General features: G+C 60.7%; 9 protein-coding genes. 2 read left to right on the top strand and 7 right to left on the bottom strand.

Annotated features, from left to right (window positions below):
• The first annotated feature begins 55 nt into the window (after positions 1-55).
• A complete protein-coding gene (locus JNN07_04650; protein ID MBL9167010.1) occupies positions 56-1,039 on the top strand; it encodes a hypothetical protein in 984 nt (327 codons plus the stop codon).
• 98 nt (positions 1,040-1,137) lie between these two features.
• Entirely contained in the window at positions 1,138-2,340 is a 1,203-nt protein-coding gene (gene lhgO / locus JNN07_04645) for an L-2-hydroxyglutarate oxidase (protein MBL9167009.1), read from the top strand.
• Positions 2,341-2,347: 7 nt separating this feature from the next.
• Here lhgO and JNN07_04640 read toward each other — a convergent pair whose 3' ends face one another.
• From JNN07_04640 to JNN07_04610, 7 genes are all read right to left on the bottom strand, one after another.
• Complete coding sequence (locus JNN07_04640; GenBank protein ID MBL9167008.1) at positions 2,348-3,166, bottom strand: sugar phosphate isomerase/epimerase; 819 nt, start codon at positions 3,164-3,166, stop codon at positions 2,348-2,350.
• A 122-nt stretch (positions 3,167-3,288) separates the two neighbouring features.
• Positions 3,289-4,566, bottom strand: coding sequence for a hypothetical protein (locus tag JNN07_04635; protein MBL9167007.1), 1,278 nt, complete (start codon positions 4,564-4,566; stop codon positions 3,289-3,291).
• A gap of 1 nt (position 4,567) precedes the next feature.
• Complete coding sequence (locus tag JNN07_04630) at positions 4,568-5,386, bottom strand: hypothetical protein (GenBank protein MBL9167006.1); 819 nt, start codon at positions 5,384-5,386, stop codon at positions 4,568-4,570.
• Positions 5,387-5,393: 7 nt separating this feature from the next.
• On the bottom strand, positions 5,394-7,235 hold the full coding sequence (locus JNN07_04625; protein MBL9167005.1) for a hypothetical protein: 1,842 nt from the start codon (positions 7,233-7,235) through the stop codon (positions 5,394-5,396).
• Positions 7,232-9,490, bottom strand: coding sequence for a hypothetical protein (locus JNN07_04620; protein MBL9167004.1), 2,259 nt, complete (start codon positions 9,488-9,490; stop codon positions 7,232-7,234). Before JNN07_04620 ends, JNN07_04625 begins: the two co-directional genes overlap by 4 nt.
• 12 nt (positions 9,491-9,502) lie before the next feature.
• A complete protein-coding gene (locus JNN07_04615; GenBank protein MBL9167003.1) occupies positions 9,503-10,027 on the bottom strand; it encodes a response regulator transcription factor in 525 nt (174 codons plus the stop codon).
• A gap of 107 nt (positions 10,028-10,134) precedes the next feature.
• A complete protein-coding gene (locus tag JNN07_04610; GenBank protein ID MBL9167002.1) occupies positions 10,135-15,831 on the bottom strand; it encodes a CotH kinase family protein in 5,697 nt (1,898 codons plus the stop codon).
• Positions 15,832-15,850 lie beyond the last annotated feature (19 nt).

Below are 15,850 nucleotides of genomic sequence, written 5' to 3'. Positions count from 1 at the left end.
TCTGTCTCTTGCATAATCATTGATGACCTGGCGAAATGCCGACACTAATTGCCCTATGAAATCCTCTGCTCTCTCATCGCTGACGCTGGTTCTTGGTTTGAGCGGCCTTGTTCCTTTCCAACAGGTTCAGGCCAAAGTGGACTTCACCAAGGAGGTGAAGCCGATTCTCGAGCAGTCCTGCGTGAAGTGCCACGGGGCCGAGAAGCAGAAGGGCAAGCTTCGTTTGGATTCGAAGGAAGCTGCTTTCAAGAAAGAGGGCATCATTGTTCCGGGCAACGCGGACAAGAGCGATCTACTGCACCGCGTGACCCTCCCGAAAGGTCATGATGACGCCATGCCGCCGGAAGGCGACCCGTTGCCCAAGGCGCAGGTCGACGTGCTGCGTGCCTGGTTGACCGAGGGTGCCGAATGGCCTGCTGGCGTCACCATCGGCGGCGGCGCAACTGCGCCGGCCAAGCCCAAGACCGGGGTTGAGGCATTGGGTGAGCACAAACCAGAGCCGGCGGAACTCCAGGCGATTGAGAAATTGCAGGCGGCTGGAATCACCGTGATGCCTGTCGCCATGAATCAGAACTGGCGTGACGCGAATCTCAGCCTCTTGGGCACCAATGTCACCGATTCCACCTTAGCGCAGTTCAAGGACATCAAGGGACTCGTCCATCTGAACCTGAGGAACACCAAGATCACCGACGCCGGTCTGGCAAACCTGAAAGGCCTGGGCAATCTCATCTCGCTGAACCTGTCCGGGACGGCAGTGACCGACGCCGGATTGGCCCACTTGAAAGGCCTGGCCAAGTTGGAGTACCTGAATCTCTATAACACCGCCGTGGGTGATGCGGGGTTGGCGAACCTCAAGGAATTGAAGAACCTGAAGGCGCTCTACCTGTGGCAAAGCAAAGCCACCGACGCGGGGGTGGCCGAGCTGCAGAAATCTTTGCCTGGTCTCAAGCCGAACCGGGGTATCGACATGACTGTGCTCGCCAAGAAGGAAGAGAAAAAAGAAGAGAAAAAGGACGAAAAGAAAGAGGAGAAGAAGTAAAGGAGGCGGCCTGATGCCGCTGATCTGGCTCTTCCTCCTGCTTTGGTCGCCCCGGCCGTGCCCTGCCGATCCGCTTCTCTGCGGATCGGCTCATCTCAATGACGCGTGTTGATTTCGCCGTGATCGGTGGCGGTATTGTCGGGCTGGCCACTGCCCTGTCGATTGGGCGCCGTTTTCAGAAAGCCTCGGTTGCCGTGCTCGAAAAGGAAGCCGACCTGGCTCTCCATCAAACCGGCCGCAACAGCGGGGTCATTCATTCCGGTATCTACTACAAGCCAGGCAGCTTTAAAGCCCGCTTTGCCCGGGCGGGGAGCCAATCCATGGTGCACTTCTGCCGTGAGCATGGAATTGCTCACGAGGTTTGCGGCAAGCTGATTGTCGCCACCCGCGAGACCGAGGTGCCAGGGCTCGAGGCGCTGCTCCAGCGAGGCCGTCAGAACGAACTCGAAGTCGAGCGCGTTTCACCCGAGGCGGTGCGGGAGATTGAACCGCATGTGCGCTGTGTGGCGGCTCTCCAGGTGCGCGCCACCGGCATCGTCAACTATCGGCAGGTGAGCCTAAAGTATGCTGAGCTGATACGCGCCCAGGGGGGAGAGATCTGCTTCGGGGCTGGGGTCAATGGCATCCGTGACGAGGGCGGACGGCATCGGATCGAAACCGCATCGGCGACTGTTGATGCCCGCTTTCTCATCAATTGCGCCGGGCTTCACAGTGATCGGATCACTGAGCGAGCCGGGGAGCGTGCTCCGGCGAGGATCGTGCCGTTTCGCGGGGAGTATTATGAGCTGGTTCCGGAACGTCGGTCGCTGGTGAAAGGGCTCATCTATCCAGTGCCGAACCCAGACTTTCCATTTCTGGGGGTGCACTTCACGCGCATGATCGACGGCTCGGTGCACGCCGGCCCTAACGCGGTGTTAGCGTTTCGACGTGAAGGCTATCACAAGACGGACCTCAACTTCGGGGATCTGGCGGACACGTTGACGTTTGGCGGGTTCTGGAGGATGGCAGCCAAGCACTGGCGGGAGGGAAGTCGCGAGATGTGGCGATCGTGGAGTCGCGCGGCCTTTTTGCGCAGCCTCCAGGAGCTGATACCGGAGGTTCAAGACGCGGATCTGCGGCCCTGCGCGGCGGGGGTTCGTGCTCAGGCCCTCTTGCCGAGCGGCCAGCTGGTTGACGATTTCCTGGTGGTGCAGGGGCGCAACTCACTGCATGTCTGCAACGCTCCCTCACCTGCCGCCACCGCCTCGATTGAAATCGGGCGCTACATCGCGGATCAAATCCCGGCGAGCTTCCCCGGGTAAACTTTGCTCAGCTGCGTCGGAAGCACTTGTGCAGGTAGGCCAGGCTCTGCTTCGCGATGACCTCCGGGCCTTCCTCGAATGAGAAGACTTCCACGGAGACTACACCCTGGTAATCGACCTCGCGCAGAGCGCTGGCGATCGGAACAAAATCAACATCACCAAATCCGGGTCCCTTGAGATTGCGATCGTTGGCGTGGAAATACCCGAACTGGTTGGCTGATTCGCGAATGATCTCCGGGATCGTCTTGGTTTCCGAGCTCATGGCCTTCACGTCCAAGATAATTTTGAAATTCGGGCTCGGGATCTCCTTCACAAACCGGATGGCCTCGGCGGCAGTGTTGATGAAATTCGTTTCGCTCGGAGCCAGTGGTTCGAAACAGAGGGTGACCGCGCGCGACTCCGCGCGCTTAACGGCATCGCGAAAGGTTTCGCGAGCCCAGGCCCACGCCTGTTGAGGGGTGACGCCGTCGAGGATCTGCCGTTGTTTGGGGGAGCCAATCACCATGCTCTGGCCTCCGATATCGGCGCAGAAATCAACGAGGTCGCAAAAGTATCGTGCGGTCCGCGAACGGATCTCGGCATCGGGATGGTTGACGTGGAGCCCCTCGGTGTGGGCGAGAACCCAATGGATTCCTGAGATCTTGATCCCTGTCTTCTGGGCGTCCTCCCGAATGCGTTGGCGGTCGGAGGCTGACAGTTCGGTCACATATTTGGCCAGAGTGAACGGGGCGATTTCGATGACGTCATAGCCCGTTTGGGCGGCGAAGCGCATGGCCTCGTCGAGTTTCCAGCCCTGGAAGATTTCGCTGCAGATGCCGAATTGCATGCCCGAAGTTTCCCTGGTCACGAACTCGAGAACAAGTGGGAAGTGGAATCGTCCAGCATGGACGACGCTACAATGTAGTGTGGGCCGTCTCGGCCCAGGGGGTGTGGCAGGAGGGAAGGGGTTCAAGTGCGCCTTGTCGAGCGCGCTCCGGGTCCTCGGCTTGCCTGCTCCAGGATTTTGCGTGCCGCCTTTCGGAGCTGAGGCTCCGCATCCTTTGCGAGGTAGGCCCATCGACCCGGCCCTGCTTCGTAGCCTCCTTCGCGCAGCACGTGTGGAGGGCACACGTATCCCACGCTGTCCTCGGCATAACTGACAACGAGGGTCTGTTCGAAGGGCGAGCGCTCTTCGATCGATCGTCCGGTCTCGACGAAGATCTCGCCCGGTAGGAACAGGAGCGCTACGGACCCCATGGCCCATACGTTGAGCCGGGCGCGACACGGACGCTGAGAGGCGGCTCCGGCCAGTGTTCTCGTCGGAAGCAGCCTCGCCATCTGTCCCCAGCTTGCGGCCCGGTTGGGGATCGCTTGTGCTCGGGACAGGGAATCGCGGACGGCGGCGGCGAGCGCGCTGCCTTGCCGAACCGATCCTCCACGACCCTCGGACACCGTCAGCGGGTTGAGATCGGCCGAGGCACCATTTAGGAACATGACCAAGCCATGATTGTCTTCGCTCGATAAGGCGTCACAGAGGGTTCCTGGATAGTCTGGGGAGATATAGGGCAGGCACATTTCGTTCACGGGATGACAGGCCGCATGAACCACGGTTGCCAGGATCTCACCGGAACTTTCGCGAAACCTTAGAGTACGGACTCTTCGGTCGACCGGCTTTCGATCCAGCCAGGAGGGAGGAATTGGCTGAAACTGATCGGAAAGAGCGATGCCCGTGGCGGTCGGAATACGCCGTTGCATCCAATAGCCCGGCAGGGTTGTCGACGCGAACTCGAGAGTGCAGGGACGATTGACGGCTGAGGCGCCCCTCAACACCGTGGCAAGTTTGTCCGACAAGCTATGGATCCATTGCTTGAAGGCACGTTGCTGATAAAGCGTGCTGAGAGCCAAAGAATCTGGCGCGGAGTGCGTGTGAGTGCAGGTGATGACGAAGCGATCCGATGACCATCCGGCACCCGCTTTCCGCCCGATTGTTCGCTTGAACTTGGCCCATCCTCCCACGGCCTTGCTGCTCAGGCCCAGCAGGTCCAGCGAGAGCAGCGCCCAGCGTTGGCCCCCTTGTTCCAGAACCAGGGCTCGAGCGCGTAGGGGAGCGCGACGCCCTACGAAGGGCGCCCAGCGGCATTCGACCGAAGACATCAGGAGTCCCACCTCCAGCGGGGGGGAGATGTCCAGCTGGGCCGTGCCTACTCGAAGCTTCGGCACCTCCACGCCATGGGTTTGTCGGCTCACCTTAACCCTTGCCCTTCCCCCCTGCCTTCACCCAGGTCAGAGCCTGCCGCCAGAACGCGCCATACCCCTCCCAGAGCTCGAAGTTAAGTCCCCAGTGCGGCGCGGGATCCGACATATAAGTGAGAATCCTGCCTTTGCCGTGGGTGCCCACCACGACCAAGGGATGACCGGTTTCCTTGACCCGCACAAGGACCTGAGACTCATCCGTCGCTGCTACTTCATTGTAGCCAAGAATCGGGGGAAAGGATTTCCAGGGCAGGCCTTTGACGACCGGATGCTTGGGCTGCATCACTTCCACATGAAAGCCCTCCGACGATTCGACCAAATCCTCATAAGGAAGGCAGTTCACTGGGAGAATCTTAGCCAGTCGGCTTCGGCCCCATCCTCCGCGCCCTTGAACGCCCGTAAAGGAGAGCCAACCTCCGAGCATCATAAGACCACCTCCATTGGCAATCCAGTGGCGGACACTATCCAGGCGGTCCGGGAAGGAGACCACCTGATTCTCTCGTCGTGACCGATCAAAAAAGCTGGGGTAGAGGTGGAAGCATCGGGCTTCGACATCGCTGATGATGAGAGCTTCCGATCGAGAGAGGATTTGTTCGAGCCTTCCTGGGTTCATCCGGTACAGCTCCCAATTGGCCATGGAGGTCGTTTCGACGATGCGGTCGATCGCTTCCACCAGTTTGGATCCGTAGAAATGCAGGTCTGCGTCTTTTGTTTCCGTCCCGAAGGGTGTTTCGATAAAAATCGGGCCGACGTGGAATACCCAATCCCCGAGGTAGAGGACATGGTCCCGCTTGCGTGCTGTGGTTCGTTTCATAATGAGTTTAGGTTTCAAGTTGCGAAGGGCCAGTAGGTAGGCTGGAGGCTGAATCGGGTTCCGATGAGCCCGGTTTGAGTCCATCCACGAAAGAGTTCGTTGCTCGACGGAACCCCCAAAAAGTGACTGCGCTGGCGGCCAGCTCCAACCCCGAGAGCGCAAAGCGGCCGAACCAGGCGTGGGAGAGGCCCAGGATGAGCAGACTTGTCGCGATGGCTCCCAGCAATGCCACTCCGCCGCCTCGCAGCAGTGGCATGATCGGGTGGGTGGATTGGAAGTGTCCTTGGCCTTCCGATTGGAATGGACCCCACCATCCCAAGGGCGCTGCCCGATGATGAAACGATCGGAGCAGCTGCTGAGGATCGGGTGGGGTTAGCAATGCGACGGCCACCCAAAGCACCGTGGTCAACCCCATGACGGCGAAGGTCTGCCACCACCACGGGAGCACAAGAGCAGTTGCCCAGGTGAAGCCGAGGGCGACCAGTCCCTTCGGCACCAGCACCACCAGGCAGAAAACGGCTGCGCCTCCGAACGAGGCGGCCAACCGCGCGGGCCCGTTGAACCGCCACCACCACCATTGAGCCCAATTGGCGGGAAGCTCCGCTGCACTCAGCTGGAGCATGAAGACAGCAACCTCGAAGATGATTTGGACGTGAAACATAATCACCAGAGCCAGGGCGAGCACCAGGGCCATTGCCACTTTTCCGGCGATGAGGTAGTGCTGCTCGCTCGCACCCCGCACCATCCAACGGCGATAAAAGTCGCTCACCAGAATCTGGCTCCCAAAATTCAGGTTGTCGGCGATGGTTGACATGGCGGCGGCGAGCATCGCGGCGACCATGAGCCCCATAGCACCGGCGGGCAGCAAGAGCTTCATGAGGCGCCCATAAACGAGTTCTCGATCGGCCCCGAGGTCTGTCCATAGGAGCGAGGAGCTGATGCAGGGCAATGTCACCACGAGAAGCAGCAGGAAGGTGGTGATGGCTGTCACGATATACATGGTGACTGCCTCGCGAGGACTGCGGGTCGAGAGGATACGCTGTCCTTCCATCGCGCCGCCCATCGGCGCCGCATCTCCGCCGTACCCAATACTTTGTCCGATCAGCCAGGCCAGGGCTGCGGCCATCGGGAAGACCGCGTGTTCCGTCGGCGGCAGGCTCCGGAGCATTCCTGCGCCCGCCGCGCCCGATTGCTCGAGTGCGGCTGCCAGGGCGGTTGGGCCACCCAAGTGAATTTGGGTTAGCAGGGCCAAAGTCAGGGTGCCAACCAAGAACACCGCCATTTGAATGAGGTTCGACAGCACCACCCCGCGATAACCCGCGAAGAGGACGTAGAGAAACGACACCGGGAGAAGCAAGGCCAGCGTCTGGGTTTTGGTGAGGTCCAGTGCCGGCTGGAGAATCTTGTAGGAGGCCAGCAGCGTGATGCCCGTCCAGGCAGGCATAGCGATCAATGAGGTCCGGAGGCCTATCCATAAGCGCATGGCGTTGGCGACTCGCGGCGTAAATCGGTGGTCGTAGAACTCCAGGCTCGTAAACAAGTTCAATCGACGCCAGAAGACGGCGAAGAGAATGGCCCCAATAAAGAGAGCGAGGCCGAAGCGGCTCAGATACCACCAACAGATGAAGATGCCGGTGGTTGCGGCCAGCCCACCGTAAGCCGTCGCGGCATCGGGGCTGATCAGAGCAGCGGTATAGGAGACCCCATTCATCCACCCGCGTACCTTGCGCCCGCCGAGAAAAAAGTTATCCAAGCTTTGGCTGGCGAACTTGCGATAGCGGAGTGCGATTCCCAGCATGAGCGCGAGGTAACCCACCACCACGAAAAGATCGAGCTGTTGCCAACTCATGGTTGTGAGGGCGGCACGGACCCCGTGTGTGCGGGGGTCGGGGGCTTCCAAGGTCCCCCTTGGTTTCTGGACATCTGCTCCCGCACCCGTGGCAGGCAGTCCTTGATCCGAGTGTCGCGGGAAAGGTCCCACAGCGTGGTCTGCATGGATCGAAGTCCCAGCACCGCGGTGGTCCATGCTTGCGCCCAACCGGCTTCGATCGACCACGCCCCCCATCCAGCATCGCCTGAACTAGCCCAGGCTTCCCAGCGCTGGATATCGAAAGCGCGGAACCACGTGCCATCCAGGTAAGGGAGCTTCGGGGACCGAATCTGGATCCGACACAGGAAAGTCGCCAGCCGATCCTCGGCTGCCTGGAGCTCCGGGTCCTGGAGAACCGCCACCGCCTCATGTAGTCCCAGGAGAGCGAACCCTCCAACGTAAAGCTGATCCGTCACTGGATCGCCCGGATGGTGAAGCAGCGGCGTCTCGCCGGTTCCGTAAGCCTCGTTGGAGGCCGGAATCTGGTAGTGGCTGCCCTTCGTCGCTCGGAACCTCTCCAGCAAGGCACCGTTCGGTTGTTGGACGGAGATCAGATCCAGGCTGACGCGGCGAAGCCACGCGCGATGCTCTGGGGTGTCCTCGATGCGTACCAACCAGGCCAAGCACAGCAGCATGTGGGCTCGTTCCATATTGTCATCCCAGCGCCACTGGTGCGGGAAAGCCTCCATGGTCATACGAATCGCGGTCTTGGTGCGATCGAGGAACTCCCGGGCACCGGTGCGGTCGTAAGCCCAGAGGAAACAGGCCCAGCTATAGGCTTCGAAATGCGGCGAGTAGTTGATGGTCCGGCTGGTTCGGTAATGGCTCCAGCCGTGGACCTCGAGCGGGCCCATGTCGACCCGGTCTCCCCGGAAGCCCAGTTCTCCGGTGGTCCGCTCATTGGCTACTAGTGAGCGAAGCAGCGCCTCATCCCATCGGCTCGACTTGAGCGCGCTCGCGGTTAGAATCGTGGCCAGCATCGTCCGAGCGTTATCGTCCCCGTAATTAGCAACCATCCATGTAGGCATGGTGCTTCCCCAGCTGATCAGGCCAAACGCCGGGTGCTCAGGATCCCCGCGGGATCCGCCGCATAGATCGGAGGTGAAGTACAGGAAATCGAGAAGGTTCGATGCAATTTGGGAATGACGACGATTTCGATAGAGGTGGCCGTCGAGCGCCAATCCCATGGCCGATTCGGCCTGGCAATCAGCCCGAATCGGCAACCGCTGAGGCTGCTCGCCGTCATGCTCGATCGCCGACCCATACCCCTCGAGAATGCCACGCCGCCCATCCGCGGTGCGGTCGGGCGAGTCCGGCATCGCTCCCAGTTCCAGCCCGCGTATCATGAGGTTGGACAGCGCTGGCCAGCGAGCTTCAGAAACCAGCAAACGGGAGTTCTCCACCCAGCTCACCGAGCGGCGGAAGCTCTCCTTCTCCAGCCGTGATGGCAGCGGATCCGTCGGACCATAGCTGGCCGCGACGAGCGGTTGCCATCGAAGGTTTGGTATCTTCGCGTTTGTAAGAGTGGTGAGGATCCGGTGCCACAACTCCGTCCATTCCAGCGTCGGTGCGTACCGGCCGGTAATGAAGTTGCTGAGCTTTGTGGTGGCGATCAGGATGGAGCCGTCCTCGATGGGAAAAAGGATGGGGTCCGCCTGTGGCGGGATGCCGTAGACGGCCTGATCGTAACCGGCAACCCGGGCGACGACGACCCAAGCGTTCGTCGCCCTGACAGGAACCAGGTGGCAATCGTGGGCCATCAACAGGCGATGCTTGGGAAGCACTGGAGCCCATTGATCCGTACTCACGACGAAACGTTCCCACTCGGTCTTGCGGGGCTTAGTGCTAGGAATCCCCGGAATCAGCGAGGGGAACTCCACCAACATGCGGAGCCGCTTCTGGCGGGCTTGCGCGTAGAGCTCCTCGGTTACCTGCAGCGGCGCGCGCGGATAGTTATCGGCCAGCAGCAGAACGGCGCTGCCGACCGGGGCCTTCCGGACCGCCGTGGCTGCGTCATCGTAGCGCGTCGGGGACGCCCCGCTGGCCCGGAGCGTCCGGAACAAGTCATTGTCCCTGGCGCAGGCCAGGCTGATGGCCGCCCCGGCTGTCGGTATGCCGTGCCATAGCAAGGCTAGTGTTCCGAGCACAAAGAGGACGGCGGATCGGTTCAGGGCGACAGCTGCTCGGTTCGAGAGGCTGGTTGTCGGTGGGGAGCTTATCGAAGAAGGCTTCATGGAGGGGTTGTTCTAACAGAGCTTTTCCATGACCGCTTTGGCCACGGCCGCGGTCCTGGTATGAACCTTGAGTTTGTGAAAGAGGTGTCGCTCGTGGTTGTCCACGGTGTGATAACTTAGGGATAGAAACTCGGCGATCTCCTTCTTGATCAGGCCGGACACCATGCACCGGAGGACTTCCCGTTCTCGGTGCGAGATCTTGTAGATGTCCCCGGGCGGATGGGTGGTGGGAGCCACGGGCATGGTGCTCGCCAAAATAAGCCGCCGGAGGCAGGCGCTGACGGTTGCATCCTTGCCCCACGCCCGCAATGTGATGATGAATGCTCCCGGCGCTGCGGCTTGTAAACGGCGCACCGCGGTGGCAACGCTCCGCGCCGGAGCCTGAGCCAGAAAGATGAGCGAGGGAATCTCGCCGTGGCTGATGGCTTCGATGGCTTCGGCGAGCTTCTCGAAGCGGGTTAGCCAGGGGATTGGCTCACGCTGGAGTGAGCGCCGCTTCGAGCGTTTCGGCGAGGGGGGTTCAATCAACCAAATCATCTCAAATGTTCATGCACCCGTAGTTTCAGCACGCGGATTCACTGTAGTCGATCACTGCCTCGATCCTAGTGACGCATTCACGTCAATCGATCGGGTGAGACACTTCGCTAGGGATTCGGGCAGTCCAGCCATACCCGAGCGCGAAAAAACCGACTGGAAGCAAGCCCTCCGGGAATCTGGAGCTGGAGAATTCCTCCGGTGGCCGGCTGTTTCGCCATTTGCGACGAGATCATCCACGAGGACTGCGATTCCTCAAGATCCTGACGCTCTTCCAAGGCATAGAAGCGCACGAGACCGGGATGGTATCTGGAGCTCGCGAGTCGAGTTGGGATGTGGACCCACACGATCCCCTGGTCCGCCTCGACGGTGATCCGGAAGCGCTCACCGGGATCCGCAGGATCGGTCCCCACGATATATTCGTGCAGGTTGGAGAAACCATCACCATCAGAGTCGTCCTCCTCAGCGACCGAGCCGCCCAGGAAGTCCTGCTCCCAGCGGTCGGGAAGCGTGTCTCGGTCCGCATCCCAGGTAGGGAGGATTCCAGAATCATCCCGCCCCGGCGATCCTCCGCGGGAAGAACTCGCCTTCCAATACTTGGGATCGGACCACTCAACCCGATCGGCGAACGGATCCTGGAGCGTCAGGGAGTAGCCCCCGCCATCAGTGGTTGGCTGCCAGGCATCGTCATAAGTGAATGAGTGCCGGACGATGCCGGTGGAGTCCTGTAACGTCAGGCTGTCACTGCCATTGGAGAGCTTGCCTTCAAACCCACTCGCCATGCGCAGTTTCAAGTCGCCGTAGCGGGAGACGAAGGCGGTACGATTCTTTGCCAGCACCACGTATTCCCCCGGTGCCAGGTAGGTCTCCCGGCTTGAAAAGGTGAAATCAATTCCGCCGGTAACCCGAACGTCGCGCAGCGGCAGACAGACTTCGGTCGCGTTTTGAATCTCGATGAACTCGAAATCCTCCTCGAGGTAGGGGGAACCGGAAGGAGGATTGGCGGGGTGATACATGACCTCGGTGATGCGTAGTCGCGGCACCGCGAAGCCCAGCGCGATTTCCGCCAACCCGCTCCATCGCCCGGACTGGTAGGTTCTGGCCATCAAACGTGTCGGACCCTCGAACGTGATCACGCTTTGGGGTCCGGCGGCAATGCCGAGTTCGGGAAGTATCAGAAACTCAGTGCTGGTGGCAGCGTCGTTCAGGCCTTGAACGGCCAGGAGGTTTTCGCCCGGGCGCAGCCAACTTTCGGCGGAGCCCAGGTTGGTGTCCTCATACACGGTAGCAGCTGATTTCGGCCGATTCGCTGAGGCACCGGAATTCCAATTTACCGTGGCGGGCGCGGATCGCAGCGAGACTCTCCCACCGTTAAGAAAAGCAACGTAACCGTCATCGTATTTCATCCGCAGGAACAGCTGTCCGGCGGGAATCGGAGACGGAACCGAAAAGGGGATGCGAAGGAAGGCGCTCCGATTGACGCCGAACATTTGGGCATTGAGATCGGTTCGGATCAAGGGTGTGAAGACGCCCAGACGATCGTATCCCGCCCCGGTCGTTCCGGACGTCCAATTCTGATCGTCAAAGCCAGGCCATACCCAATTGGTTCCAAGCAGGCTGCCGCCGTTGGTCGTCGTCGGTATGAGAAAACGCAGTGGCGCCTCTGGCAGCACCACGGGCGTTGACGGCGGAGCGGGGGCGGCCACCGCTGAGACTTCGATGCCACCGGCAGGAGATCGTGGATCCAGGCCATTGGTGGTGTAGTAGAGCTGGAGGGAAGAGTCCAGGCTGGGAAGATTTGGAACATCGAGACGAACGGTGATCCGTCCCTCCGGATCAGGGCGGGCAGCGCCGAACCGGGGTAGGGGCAGAAACTGGCTGTCGATCCAAGCCAACCGGGCGGCCATCCAACTTTTGAGGTGCGCGACATGTTGGGCATAGGTTGGAAAGCCCAACGGGCTGACATCGAGTGGCTGGGCTAGCACCGGCCATTTCGCAAAGTTTCGCTCTTGAGCCTCGAGGCGCTCCTGGGCCAGCCGATCGATCCAAGCGATGATGTTGGTGTCGGCAAAGGGCCCGTGGCGCAATTGTTGCCAGCGGTCGATCGAGCGTTGTTTGAAGGCGGGGTCTTGGAAAAGACGCGGCCACCAGGGATAGAATGTCGAGCCCACACCAAAGAATCCGTTCAAGGCATCTACATACCAGCCAGTCGGCTTGTCCGCACCGATTTGCGTGGTGTTGCCCATCGAGCGATCGAAATCCCAAACTGGCCCGATCACCAGCTTGCCTCCCCTTTCCTTTTGGAGGTGCGTGCTGAGGTAGAACCCGTCGATGTTGAACGTCATTTCGATCAAGAGGTGATGGTCGATCCAAGCATCGACATCGATGAACTGGGCATAGCCGGTTTCGGCGTTGGTGTAGGCGGCGGAGTACAAGACCGTCTCAAACTGTCGGAAATAGTTGCTGATCCACGCTCGTTGAGCTCCCGACAGCGCGCTCTCTTCCGGATCGACAAAGCCCAGTCGGTCGGCCCTGAGTGTGAGGAATCCATTGTCCCCGGGATCCAGACGATCCTTCTTCACCAGATAGCCACCGGTCACTTCGGGTTCCTGATTGTCGAGGGGGCCTAGTTCCTGGAGAGGGATGCGCTCCTCGCTGCGCTTGATCCTCTCCACTAGGAGGTAGACGCCCAGGTAGTCGGCCGCAGAAACCTTCCTTCCGTTGGTGTTGAGATACACTTCAACGGGGCGTGTGCGGGCCGCATAGCGTCCGATTTGCCGGCTGAGTTCATAGGCAAGTGAATCCCGGAGCAGGGTGCGGTCCAGGTAAGAGGCGTGGAGCACCCAGTCGCTATCCGCCGGCAGGCCGAAGAGCGCCACGGATTCATCCTCTCCATCGGCGTTTTGGGTCTCGAAGGCGTAACTTTGCTTGGGCCAGTTGGCGGAGCTCGACCCCCGGACGCGCAGTCCAGCACGGCCGATGAAATCGGGAGAGCTGCGCCAGGTGGCGCGGTTGGTTCCCTGCACGTCGATGCCTACCGCATGGATACGAGTGAGCTGGGCATCTGCGGTGCCGGCAATCTGACGGCCACCGGTCGAGAGGAGAAGCAAGGGCACATTCGATTCCCGTGAATCCATGGAGGAATCGACAAAGACATACGTACGTTCGATTCCCCGGCTGGGAAGCAATCCGGGCGTAAAGGTGCGTGCCCGAAGCAGCGTGGTGTCGGTGATGAGGAGTGGTTGACGGTACAGAGCAGAGCGCGGGGTTGGGGCGGATCCATCGAGCGTGTAGCGGATCTCACCGTCAGCCGGTATGGAGAGGGCGACGCTCAGGGGATCCTGGTAGGCGCCGCTCGGAATCGAGGTCGAAGGTTCAGCGGACACACCGGGTGACCCGACCGAGTTGGGACTACCCGGGGTGGGGTAGGGCAGGTATCGGAGCGCGCTTGCACCTCCGGTAGGCCGAGCCACTTCCAGTTCGGCCGAGATCCAGAGAGTGCTATCGCGAGCGGTCTCGTTCAAAACATGAATGGCGAGAACATTCGTCCCTTTGGGCAGAGCCAGCTGTTGGCCAAAGAGGTCCGACTCAAACGAAAGAAGTCCGCGGGACATCTCCGCCGGGCCGCTGGCGGTGGAGTTCCAATTCAGTAAGTCTGGGGCATTTTGACGCGCCATCTCGCGGCCGTTGATATAGGCCACGAATCCGGCATCGTGGGTCACCTTGAGGAGCGAGGCGAGCATACCGTCCTCGGTCACTTCAAAAGGGATGCGCACCAGCAGTGAAGCATTGCGATTCCACAGGGCTGGTTCGACATCAGTGCCGGGTGCAGGCGCGCCGCCCAGGCTCCGGTCGTATCCCAAGGGGAGGCGGACCGGTGGAACTGCGAACTTGGATTGAAGGTTCTGATTGAGCGAGCCAGGGCTGCGAACCTGAGCGACGAAATCCTCGGCGCCGTCTTGGTCGCGATCACCCACTCGTTGCCAGCTCAACCCTGAATTGGCCAAGGAGTGAGCGAGCGACGGGCCCTTCCACGGCACGCTGGCTCCGCGCGCGTCCGATTCCACAATGACCTCATCGATCGAGAGGACTGGGAAAGGAGCGCCTTGATAGCGCCAGTGATTGGCTGCTATTCGGAGGGAGGTGAGGGGATTGGTATTCGAGTTTTGGAGTTCCACCAGGTCCCAGACACGGTCCGGCTCCATCCAACGAACTCGGGAAATCCGGCCCCTTCGGGAAAGCTCGAGAATGGCACTGCCTTTGGCCGGGGTGGCGCTTGCAGTCAGGATCGACAGGGCTCCGCTGCTCGCGAGAGTGTTTCCTCGATGGCTCGAGGCCTGGGCTCCCGTCATGGTTTCGGGGCTCAGGTTGGGATCGGAAGAACCGGTGGCGGAGACAAACGTGCTGCGCCCCCCAATTTGACCATAGCGAAAACCAAATCCGGCCGGACCGGCGGCGTTGTCATCCTGCCAACCGCCCGACGCGAGAATGCCTCCGGTGCGCCAGGCTTCTAGAAAGAGCCCACCCAAGAACCCTGGATCGGGGCAATCCCAGCTGAACGACAAGGTCGCTCTGAAGTCCCCGGTGAGAGGCGTGGGAAGCATTCGTGTGAAGACCGTCATTGCCGTGCCGCTCGAAGCCGATGCGTCCCTAATATCCCGGATTTGGAGTTCGCCTTCGGTGATTCCGAAGGTGATGTTGGTGGCCCGGAGCCCGCCCAGGACTGGGCCCGTCCAAACCGACGTCAGCCCGGCGCTGTCGCGGTAGTCGAATGAGTCCACCAGACGTCCTCCCCCAATCGGCTGTCCTTCGATGAGAATCCCGAACGCCTGGAGCTGTGCTGTCGAGTATCCCCAGCTCACAAAATCCACTACCTGATGCTCCGGGCCTAGGAGCATGACCCAGCCCGGACCCTCCGAGGACCATCCCAGCGGAGCGCCCCAGGCTCGCGGGACAGGAAAGTCGCCGCGATAGTCCGTACCGCCCGGAGCCAAGACACCCGAGAGAATCCAGCGGGACGTAGAGACTTCGTCGATATCTCCCGTGGCGGACTCGTTGATGATCAGGCGCCATCCTTCCAAGTTTACCGATGCGGCTGAGACATTCTGGATCTCCACGAAGCGAGGCGAATCCAACGCCAGTTCGCTGATGACGATCTGTCCGCTGCCGGCGCGGGCCAGGTTGGCATTCCAGGCGGAGGCATCGTAGTTTGGTTGTGTCCAATCCGGGGGTAGGACGCCTTGGGCGTGCACGAGTGCCAGGGCCGACGAGCCAGCGGATACCACGGTTCGAGTGGAGACAGTCGGGCCGAGCCCGAATGCAACATCCGGCAACTGCTCCGGAAAACTGGGGCTAAACTCGCTCGCGATGCTGCGATCGGGCCGTGTCAGGGCGAGGTATTCGCCGGAGCTGCTCAGGCGAAAGTTGGTGTGTAAATGTCCGGCTGCGTCCGTCTGGTTCCGGCCCGATGCAAAGACAACGAGCCGCTCCTTGGCCCGCAGCGTGCGAGGCGGAAAGGTCCATTTGTCCAACTGTCGAGGGTCGTCGGTCAAATGCCAGCCGGTCAGGTTCAAATCGGTACCCGACCGATTTTCCAGCTCCAGCCAATCCTGTCTGAGACCTGATCCATCGATGAGGCCGTGCCGGTTCTCCGCCATGACTTCGCTGATCACTATGTCCTGCGCGGGGGATGGAAGGGGCAAAAGTGCGAAGATCCCGAGCAGGGCGAGACAGGTTGACTGGGAATCTGGAAAGCGGAGCGAAAAGCGTGAGACGATAGCGCAGAGGATGCAACGCAGGGTTCGCATAACACAAGTCTTGGCTAAG

Source organism: Verrucomicrobiales bacterium (assembly GCA_016793885.1).
Classification (GTDB): Bacteria; Verrucomicrobiota; Verrucomicrobiia; order Limisphaerales; family UBA11320; genus UBA11320.
The sequence above is the reverse complement of the archived record's forward strand: the minus strand, read 5'-3'. Positions and strand labels throughout refer to the sequence as shown.

Bases quoted from the DNA above. Each gene is read 5' to 3' on its own strand.
- JNN07_04625 (MBL9167005.1), bottom strand. From the start codon at position 7,235: ATGAGTTGGCAACAGCTCGATCTTTTCGTGGTGGTGGGTTACCTCGCG.
- lhgO (MBL9167009.1), top strand. From the start codon at position 1,138: ATGACGCGTGTTGATTTCGCCGTGATCGGTGGCGGTATTGTCGGGCTG.
- JNN07_04650 (MBL9167010.1), top strand. From the start codon at position 56: ATGAAATCCTCTGCTCTCTCATCGCTGACGCTGGTTCTTGGTTTGAGC.
- JNN07_04640 (MBL9167008.1), bottom strand. From the start codon at position 3,166: ATGCAATTCGGCATCTGCAGCGAAATCTTCCAGGGCTGGAAACTCGAC.
- JNN07_04630 (MBL9167006.1), bottom strand. From the start codon at position 5,386: ATGAAACGAACCACAGCACGCAAGCGGGACCATGTCCTCTACCTCGGG.
- JNN07_04610 (MBL9167002.1), bottom strand. From the start codon at position 15,831: ATGCGAACCCTGCGTTGCATCCTCTGCGCTATCGTCTCACGCTTTTCG.
- JNN07_04620 (MBL9167004.1), bottom strand. From the start codon at position 9,490: ATGAAGCCTTCTTCGATAAGCTCCCCACCGACAACCAGCCTCTCGAAC.
- JNN07_04615 (MBL9167003.1), bottom strand. From the start codon at position 10,027: ATGATTTGGTTGATTGAACCCCCCTCGCCGAAACGCTCGAAGCGGCGC.